Annotated in this window: 16 protein-coding genes; 9 read left to right on the top strand and 7 right to left on the bottom strand. The window is 47.1% G+C overall.

The genetic code is table 11. The features are described from left to right. Positions 1-148: 148 nt before the first annotated feature. Complete coding sequence (gene ydfZ, locus RSC70_RS00235; protein WP_130997858.1) at positions 149-352, bottom strand: putative selenium delivery protein YdfZ; 204 nt, start codon at positions 350-352, stop codon at positions 149-151. Positions 353-826: 474 nt separating this feature from the next. Here ydfZ and rlmKL point away from each other — a divergent pair, with 474 nt between their 5' ends. From rlmKL to RSC70_RS00270, 7 genes are all read left to right on the top strand, one after another. Beyond that, the gene (rlmKL, locus tag RSC70_RS00240) at positions 827-2,953 is read left to right on the top strand and encodes a bifunctional 23S rRNA (guanine(2069)-N(7))-methyltransferase RlmK/23S rRNA (guanine(2445)-N(2))-methyltransferase RlmL (protein ID WP_332541269.1); all 2,127 of its coding nucleotides are present in this window, start codon (positions 827-829) and stop codon (positions 2,951-2,953) included. Positions 2,954-2,956: 3 nt separating this feature from the next. Next, positions 2,957-4,861: an ABC transporter ATP-binding protein gene (locus RSC70_RS00245; protein ID WP_103009389.1), complete on the top strand. Its 1,905-nt coding sequence runs from the start codon at positions 2,957-2,959 to the stop codon at positions 4,859-4,861. 103 nt (positions 4,862-4,964) lie between these two features. Then, positions 4,965-6,233 (top strand): membrane integrity-associated transporter subunit PqiA, encoded by a 1,269-nt coding sequence (gene pqiA / locus RSC70_RS00250; RefSeq protein ID WP_332541270.1) that lies wholly within the window; start codon positions 4,965-4,967, stop codon positions 6,231-6,233. Continuing rightward, positions 6,226-7,866, top strand: coding sequence for an intermembrane transport protein PqiB (gene pqiB / locus RSC70_RS00255; protein WP_040045929.1), 1,641 nt, complete (start codon positions 6,226-6,228; stop codon positions 7,864-7,866). The genes pqiA and pqiB overlap by 8 nt, the downstream gene beginning before the upstream one ends. Then, positions 7,866-8,426 carry a membrane integrity-associated transporter subunit PqiC gene (pqiC, locus tag RSC70_RS00260; protein ID WP_172721375.1) on the top strand — a complete coding sequence of 187 codons (561 nt, stop codon included), beginning with the start codon at positions 7,866-7,868 and terminating at the stop codon, positions 8,424-8,426. The genes pqiB and pqiC overlap by 1 nt, the downstream gene beginning before the upstream one ends. A gap of 260 nt (positions 8,427-8,686) precedes the next feature. Next, complete coding sequence (gene rmf / locus RSC70_RS00265; protein WP_004095659.1) at positions 8,687-8,854, top strand: ribosome modulation factor; 168 nt, start codon at positions 8,687-8,689, stop codon at positions 8,852-8,854. A 323-nt stretch (positions 8,855-9,177) separates the two neighbouring features. Further along, positions 9,178-10,122 carry a LysR family transcriptional regulator gene (locus RSC70_RS00270; RefSeq protein WP_282814744.1) on the top strand — a complete coding sequence of 315 codons (945 nt, stop codon included), beginning with the start codon at positions 9,178-9,180 and terminating at the stop codon, positions 10,120-10,122. Positions 10,123-10,215: 93 nt separating this feature from the next. On the opposite strand, the gene fabA is transcribed toward RSC70_RS00270, so the two are convergent. Both fabA and RSC70_RS00280 read right to left on the bottom strand, forming a co-directional pair. Further along, the gene (gene fabA / locus RSC70_RS00275) at positions 10,216-10,734 is read right to left on the bottom strand and encodes a bifunctional 3-hydroxydecanoyl-ACP dehydratase/trans-2-decenoyl-ACP isomerase (protein ID WP_025801007.1); all 519 of its coding nucleotides are present in this window, start codon (positions 10,732-10,734) and stop codon (positions 10,216-10,218) included. 68 nt (positions 10,735-10,802) lie between these two features. Continuing rightward, positions 10,803-12,548, bottom strand: coding sequence for an AAA family ATPase (locus RSC70_RS00280; protein ID WP_186277630.1), 1,746 nt, complete (start codon positions 12,546-12,548; stop codon positions 10,803-10,805). 208 nt (positions 12,549-12,756) lie between these two features. Here RSC70_RS00280 and matP point away from each other — a divergent pair, with 208 nt between their 5' ends. Beyond that, positions 12,757-13,215, top strand: a complete 459-nt coding sequence (gene matP, locus RSC70_RS00285) for a macrodomain Ter protein MatP (RefSeq protein ID WP_040045932.1) — start codon at positions 12,757-12,759, stop codon at positions 13,213-13,215. A gap of 105 nt (positions 13,216-13,320) precedes the next feature. Here the strand turns inward: matP and ompA are convergent, their stop codons facing one another. Both ompA and sulA read right to left on the bottom strand, forming a co-directional pair. Continuing rightward, positions 13,321-14,376 (bottom strand): porin OmpA, encoded by a 1,056-nt coding sequence (gene ompA / locus RSC70_RS00290; protein WP_332541274.1) that lies wholly within the window; start codon positions 14,374-14,376, stop codon positions 13,321-13,323. 357 nt (positions 14,377-14,733) lie between these two features. Next, on the bottom strand, positions 14,734-15,243 hold the full coding sequence (sulA, locus tag RSC70_RS00295; protein ID WP_040045934.1) for an SOS-induced cell division inhibitor SulA: 510 nt from the start codon (positions 15,241-15,243) through the stop codon (positions 14,734-14,736). A 221-nt stretch (positions 15,244-15,464) separates the two neighbouring features. Here sulA and RSC70_RS00300 point away from each other — a divergent pair, with 221 nt between their 5' ends. After that, entirely contained in the window at positions 15,465-16,088 is a 624-nt protein-coding gene (locus RSC70_RS00300) for a TfoX/Sxy family protein (RefSeq protein ID WP_025801012.1), read from the top strand. 74 nt (positions 16,089-16,162) lie between these two features. Here RSC70_RS00300 and yccS read toward each other — a convergent pair whose 3' ends face one another. Both yccS and RSC70_RS00310 read right to left on the bottom strand, forming a co-directional pair. Continuing rightward, positions 16,163-18,298, bottom strand: a complete 2,136-nt coding sequence (gene yccS, locus RSC70_RS00305; protein WP_025801013.1) for a YccS family putative transporter — start codon at positions 18,296-18,298, stop codon at positions 16,163-16,165. A gap of 11 nt (positions 18,299-18,309) precedes the next feature. Continuing rightward, on the bottom strand, positions 18,310-18,756 hold the full coding sequence (locus RSC70_RS00310; protein WP_025801014.1) for a YccF domain-containing protein: 447 nt from the start codon (positions 18,754-18,756) through the stop codon (positions 18,310-18,312). Positions 18,757-18,764 lie beyond the last annotated feature (8 nt).

Raw genomic sequence — 18,764 nt, forward strand, 5'->3', positions numbered from 1 at the left:
CCTATGTCATATTGAACAGATAGCGCGGCGTTTTCTTTTATGGGTACAGAGCTATCAGTAGATGTAGAGCGGTGGGGGAAGAGATGCAGTGCCGATCGAGAGATCTGCGACCGGCACTTAACGGTGAGTATTCAAGCGCAAGATCGGATTAGTTCATCCCTAAGCGAACAAGGTCGGTCGGAACGTAACGATCGCTGAGGTTATCGATATCTACGCATTTTGAACGACGGATTTGCGCTGAGGGTAGGTTGTCACCGTGAATCGCCGTAATTACACCAATCTCACCGGTACCACTCACCATGACGCGGCTGCCAACTTTAATGGCGTTACGGTTGCGATCGTATGTCATCACGCTTTCTTGGCTCATCTTCAGCTCCTCCTTCATCGTATATCTTCGGTAGGTCATGAATTCGGTGTGAGATTTTAAAATCGTTGTTTTGCAAAAAAAATGATTTTGATCAAATTTTTCATCACATCTATATCTATGAAATCGTTAACTATAATTTTTATTGCGTAGATATTTTATGCATTTTTGGTAGAAAGTGGAAGATTGAAAATTACGCATTAGGCATTGTGTAAAAACAGGCTAAAGAGAGGGGGCGGCAAAAAGATAAAATGAAGGATGGCGGTTTTTCATAGAAAAGTATCAAATGTAGGGTCCTACAGGTTAAAATAGCTAATTAACTTACTGATATTCATTTGTCAGAACCTAGCAAACGGTGTGACTTGCTGCTTAGTTATAATGCATGGAGTTGCATACTCATTTGATTATTAAGCTTTTTCTGGCTTTTAGTCTCCGTAAATTCTCTTTAGTGATAGTGAAAACATGAAATCTCTGTTTGCCAGCACCGCGCGCGGTCTAGAAGAACTGTTAAAAAATGAACTCGAAGCCCTCGGTGCGCACTCCTGTCAAATTGTTCAAGGCGGTGTGCATTTCCAAGGGGATGATCGTTTGCTCTATCAGAGCCTGCTCTGGAGCCGTTTAGCTTCGCGCATTTTGATGCCGCTGAATGAGTTTAAAGTCTATAGCGATCTGGATCTGTACTTAGGTGTACAGGCAATCGACTGGACTTCTATTTTTGGTGTCGATAAGACCTTTGCCGTGCATTTCACCGGCACCAACGAAGAAATTCGCAATAGCCAATATGGCGCGTTGAAAGTCAAAGATGCGATTGTGGATAGTTTCACGCGCAAAATTGATGCGCGTCCAACCGTCGCTAAACAAACTCCAGATATTCGTATTAACGTTTTCCTTCAGCGCGAAACGGCCAGCGTGGCGTTAGATCTCAGCGGAGAAGGCCTGCATCAGCGTGGCTACCGCGACCTCACCGGTGCGGCACCGCTTAAAGAAACATTGGCCTCGGCCATTGTGCTGCGTTCAGGCTGGAAAGTCGGTACCCCGATGGTCGATCCAATGTGTGGTTCCGGTACTTTGCTGATTGAAGCTGCAATGATGGCTTCCGATCACGCGCCGGGGCTGACCCGTCAGCACTGGGGCTTCACCGCGTGGAATGGTCATAATCCTGAATTGTGGCGTGAACTGATGGCGGAAGCACAGGTGCGTGCGCGCCGTGGTCTGCAAGAACAGGAAGGTCAGTCACGTTTCTTCGGTTCAGATAACGATCGCCGTGTGATTGAAATGGCACGAGCAAACGCCCGTCGTGCTGGCGTTTCCGAGCTGATTACGTTCAACGTAGGAGATGTAAGCAACCTGAAAAATCCGCTGCCAGAAGGCCCAACCGGCACCGTTCTGAGCAACCCGCCATACGGTGAACGTTTAGAAAGCGAACCCGCCCTGATTGCGCTGCACAATGCGTTAGGTCGCATCATGAAAGGCGCATTTGGCGGCTGGCAACTCTCTTTGTTCAGCGCATCTCCTGAACTGCTGAGCTGTTTACAGCTGCGTGCTGAGCGTCAATTTAAGGCGAAAAACGGCCCGCTGGACTGTGTGCAGAAAAACTATCAGCTTGCAGAGAACCCTCTGGGTGCGCCAGCAGGCCAAATTGCTGAAGATTATGCGAACCGACTGCGTAAGAATCTGAAGAAGCTTGATAAGTGGGCGAAGCAAGAAGGCATTGAATGCTACCGCGTTTATGATGCCGATCTGCCAGAATACAACGTTGCCGTCGATCGCTATGCCGACAAAGTGGTGGTGCAGGAATATGCGCCGCCGAAAACCGTTGATGCGCAAAAAGCACGTCAGCGTCTGTTTGACGTGATTAACGCGACACAGTCGGTGATGAACTTGCCGTCTAACAGCTTGATCTTGAAAACCCGTGAACGCCAGAAAGGCAAAAGTCAGTATGAAAAACTGGCACAAAAAGAAGAGTTCATGCTGGTTAAAGAGTACAACGCTGAGCTGTGGGTTAACTTAACTGACTATTTAGACACGGGTCTGTTCCTTGACCACCGCATTGCCCGCCGCATGCTGGGCGAAATGTGTAACGGTAAGGACTTCCTGAACCTATTTGCTTATACCGGAACGGCTAGCGTTCATGCAGGGTTAGGCGGCGCACGTTCAACCACCACGGTGGATATGTCACGCACCTATCTCGAATGGGCAGAGAAAAACCTGCGTGCCAACGGGCTAACAGGACGCCAGCATCGTTTGGTTCAGGCTGACTGTTTGTCTTATTTGCATAACAGCGATGAACAGTACGATGTGATCTTTATTGATCCACCGACGTTCTCGAATTCAAAACGTATGGAAGCCACGTTTGATGTGCAGCGCGATCATATTGATATTATGCGCAACCTTAAGCGTATGCTGCGTCGTCGTGGAACCATTATGTTCTCCAACAACAAGCGTGGATTTAAAATGGATCTTGAAGCGCTCGGTGCATTAGGTCTGGAAGCGAAAGAAATTACCGCTCAGACGTTGTCTCAGGACTTTGCCCGTAACCGTCAGATCCATAACTGCTGGCTGATCCGTCATGCTGGCGAGGAAAAGTAAGATATGTCGTTAATTAGTCTTTCCGGTGCATGGATTTCATTTAGTGATGCGCCGTTGCTCGATAACACCGAATTACACATCGAGCCAAATGAACGTGTTTGTCTGGTAGGCCGTAATGGCGCAGGCAAATCAACCCTGCTGAAAGTACTGGGCAAAGAATTACCGCTGGATGATGGACGTATCATCTATGAGCAAGATTTAGTGGTCTCGCGTTTGCAGCAAGATCCGCCGCGTAATATCGGTGGAACGGTTTTTGATTTTGTCTCAGAAGGCGTTGCCGAACAGGCTCAGCATCTTAAGGCTTACCATGATTTGCTGAAAAAGGTCGAATCCGATCCTAGCGAACAGAATCTGAATAAGCTTTCTGCGCTACAGGAAATCTTGGATCATCAAGGCCTATGGCGTATTGATAGCCGCATCAGCGACGTGCTGACCAAGCTGGGCTTGAACGCTGATACCGACCTGTCTGCGTTGTCAGGTGGCTGGCTGCGTAAAGCGGCGTTGGCTCGTGCGCTGGTATGTGAGCCTGATGTGCTGTTGCTGGATGAACCGACGAACCACTTGGATATCGAAACGATCACGTGGCTGGAAGATTTCCTGAAGGAATTTACCGGTAGCATCGTATTTATTTCCCATGACCGTTCATTTATTCGCAGCATGGCGACCCGTATCGTCGATCTGGATCGCGGAAAGCTGGTCTCTTGGCCAGGCAACTATGACGCTTATTTAATTGCGAAAGAAGAAGCGCTGCGCGTTGAAGAAATGCAAAACGCAGAGTTTGATCGCAAATTAGCGCAGGAAGAAGTCTGGATCCGTCAAGGGATCAAAGCGCGTCGTACCCGTAACGAAGGCCGTGTTCGCGCGTTAAAAGCTATGCGTAACGAACATGCTGAGCGCCGGAGTGTGCAAGGCAATGCCAAGATGCAGGTTGAAGAATCGTTGCGCTCCGGCAAAATTGTCTTTGAGATGGAAAATGTTAATTACAGCGTGGCCGGCAAAACGCTGGTGCGTGATTTCAGCGTTCAGGTCAATCGTGGCGATAAGATCGCGCTGGTTGGGCCAAACGGCTGTGGTAAAACCACGCTGCTGAAACTGATGCTGGGTCAATTGCCGCCAGATAGCGGAAAAGTGCGCTGCGGGACGAAGCTGGAAATTGCTTACTTTGATCAGCATCGTGCAGAGCTAGATCCGGATAAAACCGTGATGGATAACCTGGCTGAAGGTAAGCAAGAAGTTATGGTTAATGGCCGTCCACGCCATGTTTTAGGGTATTTGCAGGACTTCCTGTTCCACCCTAAACGTGCGATGACGCCGGTACGCGCCTTGTCAGGCGGTGAACGTAACCGTCTGTTGCTGGCGAAGCTGTTCCTGAAACCAAGTAATTTATTGATCCTCGATGAACCAACCAACGATTTAGATATCGAAACATTGGAATTGTTGGAAGAGCTGGTTGATGGTTATCAAGGCACGGTTATGCTGGTTAGCCACGATCGTCAATTTGTAGATAACTCTGTGACTGATTGTTGGATCTTTGAGGGCAACGGCGTTATCAACAGCTACGTGGGTGGTTATTACGACGCGCACAAGCAAAAAGCCGATATGCGTTCTTTCAGCCAACAGGCCGCGTCTAAACCTCAGGCGAGTGCAGGTGCACCTAAAACTGAAGCGAAAAAGCGCAGCAATAAGATGAGCTATAATTTGCTACGTGAATTAGAGCAGCTTCCTGCGCGGCTTGAAGAGTTGGAAACCGAACTGACAGCTTTGCAGGAAAAAGTGGCTAAACCTGATTTCTTCAATCAATCCCATGAAGAAACTCAGAACGTTCTGCAAAAGATGGCGGAAGTCGAGCAGCAGCTTGAAACGGCGTTTGAGCGTTGGGAAGAGTTAGAAGCAATGAAGAATGCTTAATCGATCTGCCTAAGACGGAATCAAGCCTGACTAACGCGGAGTGATGTGTTGTGTCAGGCTTTTTTATGCATTTTATGTAGCAACCGAATAGTGGGAAGAAATCATGTGTTCTGAACATCATCTGGATTCAGAAAACAAAATATTATGCCCGCAATGTGACATGCTGGTGGAGCTGCCGGTATTGCCCGAGGGCTCTAAAAGTAGCTGTCCACGCTGTCATACAACCTTGATGGTGAAGTGGCGAGAGCCGCGTCGTCAGCCCGTGCTGTACGCCATTTGTGCGCTGTTTATGCTGGTGCTGGCTAACTTATTTCCCTTCGTTAACATGTCCGTTGCTGGGATCCGCAATGCCATCACTCTGATTCAGATCCCGCAGGTGTTGGTGTCAGAAGACTATGCCAGCATGGCGTCGCTGTTTATGATTTTTGTACAGCTGGTACCTGCGTTTTGTATGGTTTCGATTATTCTGCTTAATTTGCGGATACCGATGCCGACAGAACTCAAGGTTATGATGGCAAAGATCCTCTTCAAATGCCGCTCGTGGTGCATGGTTGAAATCTTCTTAGCGGGGGTTCTGGTCAGCTTTGTGAAGCTGATGGCCTATGGTGATGTCGGTGTGGGTACCAGTTTCCTGCCTTATTGCCTATTTTGCGTTCTGCAGGTGCGCGTATTCCAAGTGATCGATAAACGACTTCTGTGGAGTGATATTGCGCCCGCCCCGCAGCATCCGGAAAATTTGCGTGTTGGTCTAACCGGGCTTCAGCAAGGGTTACGCTCTTGTTCATGTTGTTCGGCTATTTTACCCGGCGATCAGTTGTCGTGCCCTCGCTGCCATAGTAAAGGTCACGTACGTCGTCGTAATAGCTTGCAATGGACGATGTCTCTACTCGTCACGGCAATCATGCTGTATATCCCCGCAAACGTTCTGCCGATTATGGTGACGCAGGCGCTTGGCACCAAGCTCACCTCAACGATTATGGCTGGGGTTATTTTGCTATGGGGCGAAGGCTCTTATCCGGTCGCCATGGTTATTTTTATCGCCAGTATTATGGTTCCTACGCTGAAAATATTAGCGATAGGGTGGTTATGTTGGGATGCCAAATATGCCACTCGCGGTGACAGCGAGCGTATGCATTTTATTTATGAAATTGTGGAATTTGTTGGGCGCTGGTCAATGATTGACGTATTTGTTATCGCGGTGCTTTCTGCGTTGGTAAATATGGGCCAATTGATGAGTATTTACCCTGATATTGGAGCGTTACTTTTTGCGATGGTGGTGATTCTTACCATGATCTCAGCGATGACATTTGATCCTAGATTGCTCTGGGATCGGGAACGTGGCTTAACGTACAAGGAGCCTCAAAGTGAATGAGCAAGAAACTGGCGTAGCTAAGGTTGAAAAAATCAAACGCTGGTCCCCTGTCTGGATTGTCCCTATCGTCACGGCACTGATCGGCGCATGGGTGATTTTTTATCATTTTAGCCACCAAGGACCGGAAGTCACGTTGATTACCTCTAGTGCAGAAGGCCTAGAAGGTGGAAAAACGGCGATCAAAAGTCGTAGCGTTGACGTGGGTATGGTTGAAACCGTCACGTTAAATGAGGATTTGACGCAGGTTATCGTAAAAGCACGCTTGAACTCAGGAATGGAAAAGCTCCTGCGTAAAGACAGCGTGTTCTGGGTAGTAAAACCACAAATAGGCCGAGAAGGTATTTCGGGGCTCGGAACGCTGCTCTCTGGGGCTTACATTGAGCTGCAACCGGGTTCAAATAAAGAGACTCGCGATGAGTACAATTTGCTTGATCAGCCGCCGTTAGCGCCACCGGATGCGAAAGGCATCCGCGTAACGTTAAACAGCGAGCAGGCTGGACAACTTAGCCCAGGCGATCCGGTCTTGTTCCGTGGTTTACGCGTGGGCTCTGTTGAGACCAGCCAGTTTGATCCAAAAAATCGCCAGATCCACTATCAGATCTTCATTTCTGCGCCGTATGACACCTTGGTGACAGACAATGTTCGCTTCTGGATCGACAGCGGCGTTGCATTCGATATGTCGGCTCAGGGAATGCGTGTGGAAATGGGCTCATTAACCACGCTGTTTAGCGGCGGCGTGAGCTTTGATGTACCACAAGGCTGGTCAGTCGGTAAGCCTGCGGCAAATCAGTCTCAGTTTGCACTGTTTGATAACCAGCGCAGCATTCAGGAATCGCTATACACAGAACATAAAAGCGTGCTGATGTTCTTTAGTGATTCTATTCGTGGTTTGCAGGCCGGTGCTCCGGTTGAATTCCGCGGCATTCGCTTAGGTACTGTGGCTGAAGCGCCTTACTTTGTCACTGGTCTAAGCCAGAAGTTGGACTCTGATTATCAGATTCCGGTCTTGGTTAATATCGAGCCGGGACGTATTCAGCAAAAACTGGGTGATAACTTTAACGTCGAGCAACACCTATTCTCCGGAGTCGGTGAAGGTTTACGCGCATCACTGAAGTCTGCCAACTTGCTAACTGGCTCGCTGTATATTGATTTGGACTTCTATCCACAGGCTAAGCCGTGGAAAGGGCCGCGTAAAATTGATGGTTGGCCGGTCGTTCCTACGGTGAGCGGTGGCTTAGCGCAGCTGCAACAGAAACTGACCGCGACACTTGATAAAATCAACTCGTTGCCTATCGAGCCAATGATTAATGAAGCGACTAATACCTTGAAAGCCAGCCAGAAAACGATGGCAGAAACGCAGAAAACGTTGGATGCGTTGAATAAATTGGTTTCAAGTAAAGAGGCGCAAGCATTACCAGGCGATATGCAGAAAACGCTGACTGAGTTGAATCGTAGTGTCAAAGGCTTCCAGCCAGGTTCTCCAGCCTATAATAATATGGTTGGTGATATGCAGCGCTTGGATCAGGTGTTACGTGAGCTACAGCCAGTGTTACGTACGCTTAATGAGAAGAGCAATTCACTGGTATTTGAAGCGCCAGCTGGCAAAGATCCGCAGCCTAAGAGGACAAAATAATGAAAATCTGGATGCTGGGAGCGGCTGCTTTACTGCTGAGTGCATGTAGTAGCCAACCACAGAAAAGTTACTATCAGCTGCCTGTTCCCGTGGCTAGCACGGCGGTGGTACAAGCGCCTATCAACAGCGATACGCATCAGCTATGGCTTGAGCGTGTGAGCGTGGCTGATTTTCTGAGCGCCCTCGGCGTGGTTTATCAAACTAATGATGTGCAGTTTGTCACCGCAGGGAACAATCTTTGGGCAAGCCCGTTGGAGCAACAGCTTCAGCAAACGATGGTCGCGAATTTGAGTGTGGCGATGCCAGGCTGGATTGTTTCATCTCAGCCGCTAGGTAACGCTCAGGATACGCTAAATATCAGCGTGACAGGCTTCCATGGCCGCTATGATGGCAAAGCAGTTATCAGCGGTGAATGGATATTAACGCGTAATGGTCAACTGACTAAGCGAGCGTTCAACCTAGTGCTTCCTGTGCAGCAGGATGGCTATGATGCGCTGGTTAAGACGCTCGCGGAAGGCTGGCAACAGGAAGCGCAGCAGATCGCGCGTCAGGTTCAGTAATACGCTAGACTAACATTGTCTAAATAAACCCCGACCAGAGTAAGTATCGCTGGCCGGGGTTTTCTTTATGTAGAACAGATGATTGTGAGACATCGCGTTAAATGCTGTTATATGACGACGTCTTGTTGCTCACATTTGTGACACTGGTATGAATTTTGCGCATTGACCCTCAGGCTAAAAACGGCTATTGATTATGTGTGATGGTGAAAAAGCCATCACTGTTTTCTTTCCAGCAGAACTGAAAATGAGGGAAACGAGGCATGAAGAGACAAAAACGCGACCGCCTAGAACGGGCTCAATCACGTGGGTATCAGGCTGGTATTATCGGGCGCTCAAAGGAGTTTTGCCCATATCAATCGGTAGATGCAAGGTCACATTGGTTGGGAGGCTGGCGGCAGGCCATGGAAGACAGGTCGGTAATGGCCTGATGGTCATCGCTTTCAATTCGGATTAGTAATAAAAACCTCTGCGAGCGCAGGGGTTTTTATTCAGCAGACGAACTGACTTATGAATATATACGAAATTTATTTAAATTTTATATGTATAAATAAATTCCTTATATTTTTAATCCTAGGTTAAATTAGGCTTTATTTTTTATAATCTATCAGATAATGTATTATTGAATGAATTATTATTGGGTTGTGAATTCATTCCATGGACGAATAATTTGGTTTTGTCATATTTTAAATTATTATTAATTTAATGGATTTTATGACGCCAAAAATGGAGTTTGCTATTTGGAGTTATTGGGATGTTTGAACATCAGGATAGTTTAAAATCATTAAGGAAGTTTGATCTAAATTTATTAACGGTTTTCGAGGCTGTTTATTTTTATAAAAGCGTTAGTAAAGCGGCTGATATTTTAGGTATGACATCTCCAGCGGTAAGTCAGAGCATTCAACGACTCAGACAGTATTTCCCAGATCCTCTGTTTATAAGAGATGGAAAGGGGATATCTGCAACGGTTTTTGCTGATAGTATGCATGAAAATATAAAGGGAAGCTTAAACGGCATTATTGATATTTTTGCTGATAAGGGAGATAGTATTCGAAATCTGGTGATTTGGAGTGATCCTCATCTTGCTCAATTATTGATACCAGATGTCTGCAGTCACCTTATGTCATCGGCGAAGATTAAGTGCCGAATCGCCCATAATTTGTTACCTGAGGATCCTATCGAAGTAGAGCATGCGCTGCTATACCATAAAGCAGACATTATTTTTGATATTGTTCCAATTTATAACTCGGCTATTGAATCTGAGCTGATTTATAGTGAGGATATTGTGATGGTTTGCGGCAAAAATCATCCGAGAATAAGTGGTGATGTGGCAACTGGCAACATAAAGGATGAGCGGTACACAACAATTACCAAAAATAGAAAAAAAATTACTGAGTTTAGAACAAAAATAGATACTCTTTTAGGGAGTAAAAGAACAGTGTCTTTTGCATCGCCATCTTTAATTACGGCTTTAGCCGTGATTGAAAAAACAAATGACGTTGGTTTTTTCCCTCAGTCAATGTATGAAAAATTTAAAGATATATATCATCTTAAGCGTCTAGATTGCGAGGTTGATCTAGGGACCTATGAAATCTATATGTCTTACAGTAAAAAGGCACAGCAAGATAAGGCGTTATTAGATCTCATTAATAAAGTCAAAGAGGTTCTGATTACGAATAATACCGTTGTTCATCGTTAGGTAACAGAATGTCGGTTGTTTAGAAAAAAAAAGCGCAGCAAGAAGCTGCGCTTTTTTTATTCGTAAATGGCAATAGCCACGGATCCTAGTGCATTAGAATGCGCTGGTATCTTTGAATAGGCCTACTTTCAGATCGGATGCGTTATAAATCACCTGACCATCAACTAATACTTCACCATCAGCCATACCCATGATTAAACGACGGTTGATGACGCGTTTAAAATGAATACGGTAGGTGACTTTTTTTGCAGTAGGCAGAACCTGACCGGTAAATTTCACTTCACCAACGCCAAGTGCGCGTCCTTTGCCTTCGCCGCCTAACCAGCCAAGGTAGAAGCCGACCAGCTGCCACATAGCATCTAATCCTAAACATCCTGGCATCACGGGATCGCCAACGAAATGGCAACCAAAGAACCATAGGTCAGGATTGATATCCAGCTCAGCTTCTACATAGCCTTTGTTGTAGTTGCCGCCGTCTTCGGTCATTTTCACGACACGATCCATCATCAGCATGTTGCCTGACGGCAATGGTGGTCCACCAGCACCGAACAGTTCACCGCGTCCAGACGCTTCAAGGTCTTCTTTAGTATAAGATTCGCGTTTATCTACCATAATTCTTGTAAGCCTTATTTTAATGAAGGGTGCATGTTAGCTAACACGTGTACGCTGAACAAGTCCGATCAGCCATGGTTGAACCAGTTTAGCCAGCGTAATGGCCAAGGCAACTGACGCTTATCCATTGGACTGATAGCCGCAATTCGATCTTGAATTGCGCCGATAAGGCTAGGCCCAGTCTCACTACGGTATACTACGCCGGTCAGAATTGGCAGTGCATCTTCCGCATTCTCCACGGCCCAAAGGTGGAACGTTCCAGCTTTAACCGCTTCGATAACTTCTGCACTTAGGCATAAATGACGAGCGTTGGTTGCCGGGATAATCACGCCCTGAGAGCCCGTTAAGCCACGACGCTGGCAGGCTTCAAAGAAGCCTTCAATCTTTTCATTAACGCCGCCAATAGGCTGTACGTGTCCAAATTGGTCTACAGAGCCAGTGACTGCGATCTGTTGATTGATTGGCGCAAGAGAAAGTGCGCTGACCAATGCACAGAGCTCAGCCAGTGAAGCGCTGTCGCCATCAACTTCACCATAAGATTGCTCAAAAACAATTGAGGCAGAGAAGGGAAGCTGCTGCTCTAAATCTAATTCAGAGATCAGGAAGGCTTGCATAATCATCATGCCCTTGGCATGCAGATTTCCGCCCAGCTCCGCTTTGCGCTCTACGTCAGTAAATTCCCCGTCGCCCAGATGCACCGCGCAGGTAATGCGCGAAGGCTCGCCAAACATCAGCGGGTGGCCTGGATACTCTAATACTGACAAGCCGTTGATTTGGCCTACGACCTCACCTTCGGTTTCTATCAGAATTTGGCCTAGCTCGATTTCATCATGCATCCGTTCTGCAAGATAACCTTCGCGCCAGCGACGAGATGCGAGTGTTTCATTGAGGGCTTGGGCATCAATAACATCATTGCTGTGCAGCGCGGCTTCACGCAGCGTACGCGCGATGAGCGTTGGGCTAAGTGGCAGCGTGCCTTGGTCGCCAATGGCACGGATGGCCGTATTGACGAGGATTGGCCATGCATCCTCAGCAATGGGAGGAAGTTGATATTCGTTGGCAATGGTTGTCACCAATGAGCACCAGCGCTGCATATCCTCGGTATCTACCAATGACATATCGGCTTCAAACTCACCGTAAATTGAGTTGAAGCATAAATCAGGTTCCATATCCTGGAAATCAGCTAATCCTTCACGGTCGCTGACCAGAATGACCTTAAGATCGATAGGCATATCGGGAATGTGTACCGGCAGGGGCTTGTTATCATCAGGTGAGAACCATTTGAATTTCCTGCCAAGAACGATTTGCTTCAATCGTAGCCAAAGAAGCGGCTGAGCAAGCATCGTACGCAAAGACAGGATTAACACGCCGCCGTTTGCTTTATGGACCATGCCTGGTTCAAGGGTGATTTTTCCATTGGACTGACGAACAGTGCCAAACAATTGTTCACCTTCATACCAGTCGGCAAAAAGTGATGTTGTGGTTGCTGCAAAATTCGCCTGATGATTATCAGCCGGCATGATGCTGACGTGCATACCATCGATGTGATATTGGCTCCCTCGCAAGGTGAGCTCCGGCAATAACTCTCCGGTTGCACGATGCAGGATCGCCAAATACTCATAGGTCTCCTCTGCCTTCAAGATCATAAAAGGTGAAGGCGATTGCGGATGACAGAAATGGGCCAAGCTGTTTTCCAAGCGTGGCTGATATTCTGAGAACGTCAGCGCAGGCTGTTGTGCCGCCGCAGAGAAAACAGACTGATATGGTGTCGTATCGGGCAGTAGCGATTGCCAGTCGAGTCGATAATTGCTCAAAGTCGTCAATTTTATTGTCAGTAGGAAAACCGCAATTATACAAGATTCCACCGCCCTGCACAGGAAACAACGGCAGAAGAGTTAAAAGGAAGTGATTTCGATGCAGTGCTGGATAAAAAACAATCAATAATAAAACATGAAATATCTGCAAAACTAAAAAAAGTTGTTATTCTTATGGGAAGTTACCGTGTCACTGGCAGATATCTCAATGAAATACCAACAGCTTGAAAATCTGGAAAGTGGGTGGAAGTGGAAGTACTTGGTGAAGAAACACCGAGAAGGCGAAGCGATCACCCGCTATCTAGAAACTAGTATGGCCCAGCAGGCTGTTGATCTGCTGCTAAAGCTTGAGAGTGAGCCTGTTAATGTTCACGAGTGGATCAGGGAACATATGAATCCCGATCTGCAAAACAAGATGAAACAAACTATTCGCGCGCGGCGAAAGCGTCATTTCAACGCGGAACACATGCACACACGCAAGAAATCTATCGATCTAGAGTATTTGGTTTGGCAACGTTTGGCGGGGCTTGCTCATCGGCGCGGGAGTACGTTATCTGAAACTATCGTGCAGCTCATTGAAGATGCAGAACGCAAAGAACAGTATGCTAATCAAATGTCATCGTTGAAGAAAGATTTGCAGTCATTTTTGGGTAAGCCCTCGGAATAACACCCATTTTTACTATTAATCACTATCAGCAGTGACCGCTACGGACAATGCATAAAAAAAGCCTCGCAATGCGAGGCTTTTTGATTAAAGGACCAACGAGTTAACTTAAGCCTGTGGCTGAGTAACTACGTCTTTGATGCCTTTAACTTCGATTTCTACGCGACGGTCTGGAGCCAGGCAGTCGATCAGAGCTGCGCGAGCTTTAACGTTGTCACAGGTAGAACCAGTAACTGGGTCAGCTTTGCCCATGCCACGTGCAGAGATTTTGTCTGCAGGGATACCTTTAGATACCAGGTAATCTACAACGCTCTGTGCGCGCTGTTCAGACAGTTTCTGGTTGTATTGTTCAGAACCGATACGGTCGGTGTAACCCAGAACAACTACAGAACCGTCTTTAGGATCCAGGTTGCTCAGCTGAGAATACATCTGATCCAGAGCCTGCTGGCCTTGTGGTTTCAGAGTTGCTTTGTTGAAGTTGAACAGAACGTCAGACTTCAAAGTGAAACGCTTGGTTTCAACAACTGGAGCTGGAGCTGGTGCTGGAGCAACAACTGGAGCAGCTTCATCCTGACCGAAACGGTAGGTAACACCTACGCTCAGCAGGGTGTTGTCTGGACGTGCAGCAGTTTCGTTAGCATCACCAATGTTGCTTACGAACTGATAGTCAAGACGGGTAGCCCAGTCTTTGTTCAGTGCGTATTCAACACCGATTGCAGCCAGTGGAGAAACACCGGTGTCGTGGCTGTCGATGTAACGGCCGCGAGTTTCAGAGTTTGCAGAACCGTCAGCGCGCCATACCATACCACCCAGACGAGTGTAGATGTCCAGATCGTCAGCAATTGGGTAGCTCAGTTTAGCAGCCAGCTGAACGCCTTGAGATTTGAAAGCACCGTTGTTGTCGCCACGGTATTCCATACGACCTAACCAGTCGTAGCCCATTTCAAAGCCCAGGTATGGGTTTGCTTGGTAACCGAAGAACGCACCGCCGCCTAACTGGTCAGGACGAACGTTGGTGCTACCGAAATGGTTGATGCTGTTGTCGTAGTAGTGGGACCAGCCCAGTTTACCACCAACATACCAAGTATCATCTTTTGGTGCTGCTTGCGCTACGGTAGCGAAACCAGCGAGTGCCACTGCTAATGCGATAGCTGTCTTTTTCATTTTGCGCCTCGTTATCATCCAAATAGGCCAAAGAGCTAGAATGCTACAATTAGCCCTTGGTTAAAATCCTTTGCTAGGTTTTCGCTCGATTAAATACTGTGCCAATTTTCTCGGCGTTATAGAGCAACCTTCGCGATAACAAGTCTACAACGAGATTAGAAACTTACAAGTACGATGTGATATAGCTCAACAAAAAAACCATTAATGTGTACACTTCGTTTAACGTTTTGTTCAAAAAATAAACGTCGTTTTTTTCACAAAAAAGAGCAGTAATGCAGGCGCAATGCGGGTTTCTGCTATAAAATTAAATAATTAGCAGTGAAAAAATAGTTCAGATAAGATTTCTCTTAAATTTACTTAATGAAACAATTTGGACTGAATTTTTAGCAAATTCCGTTGTCCTTGGTCTGGTTCCGAGTTCAGATCGGGTTGCATAACCAATCCAAAACACTCTCCATCCTGCGCAGCTTTTCTTAATCTTGCGCGTTCATTTTGAGTTAACGGCGGCAGCCAACCCAATACAACACTATAGTTACCGCTGCGTAGTGCACACTCCATCGCATAAATAGAATCTACAGGCTCAATCTGATTGAGCTGCATAACCTTACTTGCGGGTAAACCTGAATCGGCCAGCCATTGTTTGCTCAGTCTATGCTGCGGGTTCAACCAGAGTAACCAGCGAGATTGCTTACCGAGCTGACGCAGTAACGGAAGCAAAAGGAGAGACAACATAGGCTGATGTTCGCTATAGACCAATTCACTGATGACGCCAGCATAGGCATTCCCTTGCTCTTCAGTTTCATGATGCGCTGACGGGCTTAAAAATGATGAGCGTTCGGTGTAGTGATGCAGTGACTGTGTGCGCATGATATGTTCTCGCTGTGTGTACTGTATGAATATACAGTACATGGGTGATCGGCAGAGATCAACCTATTTTTTACAATGCTCTTCGCAAATCTGCGATGAAAACGAGCTAAAACTAACTTTCAGTTTGGATGCTTTTCGGTAATTCGCTATGTTCTTAATTCACTGTTATTACTCAATAAAGTACCTATTAGTATTGTGAATGCATATCAAGGGAGTTACATATGAAAGGATTGTTAACTGAAAGAGCTGCCGTTGCGTGTGACGTTTTTTCTTCGCTCGGTGCGGTGACTTTGCGCTCGCAGTTTGGAGGTTTTGGCGTATGGCTAGACAAAACCATGTTTGGAGTTGTCTCCGATGGGGAGCTATACCTACGAGCGCATGATGAGCTGAAATCTCGTTTTCTGACTTATGGTATGAAGGCGTTCATTTATACTAAACGAGGAATACCGGTACGTTTAAGTTATTACCGCGTTGAGCATAGTATGTGGGATGACCCTGCCTTTTTACAGCACCTCGCGAATGCCTCGCTGGAACAGGCCGTGATGCTTAAAAGGTCATTGCGAGCGGCAGAAAGTACAGGCTTGCGATCGCTGCCCAATATCAACAATATGATGGAGCGACTCTTGGGGAAAATAGGTATTACGAGCCCTGAGCAGCTGATTAGCATAGGGGAAACAGAAGCGTTTGTTCGACTTAAAAAAATGAATGCCAATCTGCACAACCGCTTGCTCTTCGATTTAGCGGGGGCAGTTAGGAAATGCCATGAAGCGGCGCTCTCATATCAGGTACGAGCCACACTGGATGAATGGTTGAAACAAAATACCTATCGGTGGCAGAAAAAATAGTGTGGTTTACACGCTAACGGGAGCCAAAATAAGGCTCCCATCAGAGTAGTGCTAAGTAGTACTAAATAGAGAGGTTAGGCTGGAATAAGTTCTCGCTTGAGCTGCATCAGTTCCGGTAGTACGCCCATCATCAGACTTATCTGCTGCACAACTAATTGTTCAGCGTTATCAGACGGAGATGCGTACGCTTCCAGACGCTGCTTAAGACCCTGTATAGCCACCTCGGTACGTTCAGCAATGCTATCGTCATAGTTGAGAGCATCGTCCATATAACACGCGGCATCATCCAACATGCTTAGCACTTCGCCGTTATCCAATTTTTCCCGATGCGCGCCTAATGCTGAGATATAGCTAAGCAGCGTATGGTTTAAACACAGCAGACGGAAAGCGGACTCTTGCGTCTGGGCATCATTTTTGGGTTCTGCCGACATGTTTGAAATCACAGATGCCAGCTCCGCATCGCAGTTATGAGCGTCACGTCGTGCGATTCGATAATCCAAACCGTTGGATTTACCCTGATGGTATTGCACCAGAATGGCGTCGAGATAGCGACAGTCTGCGTTAAGCGTCTTTTGTACCACCGCAGGCAATGCGCGGAATTTCCAGTCAGGCCAGATAAACGTGACCGCTGCCCATGCAATAGCACATCCCACCAGTGTATCGAAAACTCTCGGCCCTGCGACTTCAAAGCCTTCGCCTAAAAGGTTAAAGCACAATAATACCAACAGCGTGATGAACATGGTGGCATGTGCGTATTGCACGTTACGAAATGCAAAGAACAGCACCCCGCTTATCACGATCAGCAACATTTGGCCGTCGAGTGATGGTACAAAATAGAGGATCGGTAATCCCAACAACACCCCAGCCAGCGTACCAATAATACGCAGCGCCAATCTTCGTTTGGTGGCGTTGTAGTTAGGCTGACAAACGAACAAGCTCGTAAGCAGGATCCAATAGCCGTGGTTTAAACCGGTAAATTGAATAAATCCGTAGCCCACGCCTAAGACTATCGACATACGGACTGCGTGGCGGAAGAGGGCGGATTGCGGAGTGAGATGCCGGCTAATCCGAAGTTTCATGTCGTTCCAACCGCTGATGCGATCGTCAGACAGGGTATTCTCCTCTTCACGTTCGGCAGCCAGAGACTGTTCAGATTCAATATTGGCTAGCTGAGCGTCTATCGCTTTGAGATTCAGCAGCAGATTAAACAGAGACTTCACCAAAATATGCTGATGGCCGTGCTGCGTGGCAATGCGTTGCAGCGTTGCTTCTAAATGGGTAAAGACTCGTTCAAAGCGTAAATCATGCTGGTATTTCTGCTGAAGCAGGATGGATTGCGATAACTGCGAACAGGCGCGCGCTTGCAGCATCAAGAGACGCTGAAAGCGGAATAAAACATCACTATAGCGAAACATTTCGCTCAGCTGCTGGTATTGAAAATGCGAAGAGCTGGCACGTTCGTGAATATCTTGCGCGACAAAATAATAATGTAGGGTACGGCGTGTACCGCGCTGGCCTCGGTCGCCTTTTAAACGCGTGAGCAAAGACGCTTTAGTCTGATTCAGCGTGGTAACCAAATTACTGTTAGCCATCGCTACGTCAATTAGCGGTTGATTAAAGTTCCCTTCCTGATCGGGGTCGAACAAATTGGATTTTGCATCGAGATAAACGGCTAACTGACCATAGCTACGTGCCAAAGCTTCTTGCAGCGGCCGGATAGGGAAAATCAGATGACCCAGCAGTGTCAGGACGTTGTACCACACCGCACCAACAACCAAGAGCAACGGCTGCTGATACCAAATGTGATACATCGAGGTACCTAGCATGGTGTAAATAGCGATCAATAGTGCGCCGAATGCGATAGTTGCATAGCGTTGCCCTAACGCACCCAGCAAAATAAACCCGATGGTAGACGCCATTAAACCCACGGCAAAGAACCACGGGTAAGGGAATAGAATTTCAATCGAAGCGGATGCAATGAAAAAGCAGGTTAGGGTAATGGCTAAATTACGTAGCCGCCCAACCAGACGGTCATCAAGATCGGCTAGGGCGGCAGCGACCACGCCAAGGGTCAGCGGAATCGTTAACCGAGGCTCACCGATGAACCACGGCAGGCCAGCTGCTCCCGCGAGCGCAATAAAAATACGAAAGTTATAAAGCAGGGCGCTGCTGTACGCATAGCGCCTTAAACCAGGTGCAAAAGAGAGCACGTTGTGACCCTTTATTTAAAACGACGACTCGCATTGGCGATACGCATCTGCTGCGCAACTTCCACGGGTACGACACGGCGACCCACTGGCCATAATGCAATAGCAGCAATTTTAAAGTTGGCAATGCCAACCGGAATGCCAATGATAGTGACGCACTGCACGATCCCCGCGGCAATATGTGACAAACACAGCCACCAGCCGAAGAGAATAAACCAGACAATATTCAGCAAGGTTCCACCGGTAGAAAGCAGCGCGTTTTTGCGGTCTGGATATAAGTCATCCACATGAACAGCTTCATTACCAAACGGCAGCAGAGAAAGTTTGGTTATTTCCCAGCACGAGCGCGTTAATGGCAGCGTGAAAATTAAAATAACGCTGACTGCCGTCGCTAATAACCACCCCAAAGTTGTGAAGAAACCACCCAGAACAAAATTAAGAATATTAAGTACAGTTCTCATAGATCTTT

It is taken from the genome of Hafnia sp. (assembly GCF_036648275.1).
In the GTDB taxonomy this organism is placed as follows: Bacteria; Pseudomonadota; Gammaproteobacteria; order Enterobacterales; family Enterobacteriaceae; genus Hafnia; species Hafnia alvei.